This window comes from Shewanella sp. A22 (genome assembly GCF_053850585.1).
Map to the genome: position 1 here is coordinate 1 of NZ_JBSQBN010000241.1, position 1,480 is coordinate 1,480.

The following is a 1,480-nucleotide window of genomic DNA, read 5'->3' on the forward strand; positions in this document are numbered from 1 at the left end:
CTCTCAGGTATTCCACTTCTGTGTTACATCGATTTAAAAGGAAACAACCATTTCTACATCAATGTGCCTTGAATTGAAAAACCTGAGAGACTCTGAACTGACCAGATATTTAATGGGATTGGTATAACAACATTCGCTCAATGTTATTACCGTTTACTCTGTTCTTAGCGCCGTGCAAAATGCTGGTATAATGCTCTAATCCCCATAAGGCAGAGTGGCGCTTTCGCTTGCACAAAACTCGTGTTATTATCCTGCCCCCGCGTTTACCTTGACCAAAACTGAGTCATTTAAATCGTCACCTTACGGTGAGATAAGTAGGCGCTTGTCGATAAGCTGAATCGACTAACTATAATGATAATATTCTCTATAACCGTTATTACTTATGTGTTTACCTGCCGTTAAAATAGCAGAATGAACACCTAAAAATACTGTTAACCAAATTAATAGCGGGTTCCCTCACCCCGCGCTAACCCAATTAAAAAGGCCACAATATGTTGACGTTAACCCAGGCGAAATATCGCCGAGCCCTGATGCTATTAGTCAGTTTTCATATCTTAATAATTTGCGCAAGCAACTACCTTGTCCAACTGCCATTCCAGCTATTTAGCTACCATACAACTTGGGGTGCTTTCAGCTTTCCATTTGTGTATTTAGCGACGGATTTGACCGTAAGAATATTTGGTCAACAAGCCGCTAGGAGCATTATTCTCAAAGCCATGGTGCCTGCCCTTGTTGTATCTTACTTAGTTGGTGTATTGTTTCACCAAGGTCAATTACAAGCGTTCAGTGCCTTAGCGCAGTGGAATAGTTTTGTGTTTCGTATCGCCTTTGCTAGCTTCGTGGCATATTTAATTGGTCAATTAATGGATATCACTGTATTTGCCAAATTGCGACAAGCAAAAGCTTGGTGGGTTGCACCTGCAGCATCGACATTAATCGGTAATTTAGTCGATACATTAGTGTTTTTCAGTGTGGCATTTTATGCATCAAATGATGTTTTCATGGCAACTCACTGGCCAGAAATTGCCAGCGTTGATTACGCCTTTAAATTGATAGTGAGCTTAGGCTTGTTTTTACCTGCTTATGGTGTGCTATTAAAAGTGTTGCAAGATAAAATTTTATTTAACACGACCAATAACAACGACGCTGTAGTGGTACAAGTCTCTAAATAGTCATCATCATTAACGTAATGAAAAAGCATCATCGGCTTTAATCGCGGTGTGCTTTTTCATTTTACCCACCTTATCAAATAATGTTAGAACAACTCAGATTATCTTCTGCGTTTATATGCGGCAATTCTTAGCGATTCAGCTTGTTAATCAATAATACCAATCCCATTAAATATCTGGTCAATTCAGAGTCTCTCAGGTTTTTCAATTCAAGGCACATTGATGTAGAAATGGTTGTTTCCTTTTAAATCGATGTAACACAGAAGTGGAATACCTGAGAGACTCCATTCTGGCGGGTTTCAAAGTCCTTT

Annotated in this window: 1 protein-coding gene; it reads left to right on the top strand. The window is 39.4% G+C overall.

Translation table 11 applies throughout. From position 1 onward, the window contains the following. The first annotated feature begins 491 nt into the window (after window positions 1–491). Window positions 492–1,172 (top strand): 7-cyano-7-deazaguanine/7-aminomethyl-7-deazaguanine transporter, encoded by a 681-nt coding sequence (locus ACWXWT_RS20490; protein ID WP_456043403.1) that lies wholly within the window; start codon window positions 492–494, stop codon window positions 1,170–1,172. Window positions 1,173–1,480: the final 308 nt, after the last annotated feature.

What these genes read in the sequence shown, in the direction of transcription:
- ACWXWT_RS20490 (WP_456043403.1), top strand. Translation starts at nt 492, where the DNA reads ATGTTGACGTTAACCCAGGCGAAATATCGCCGAGCCCTGATGCTATTA.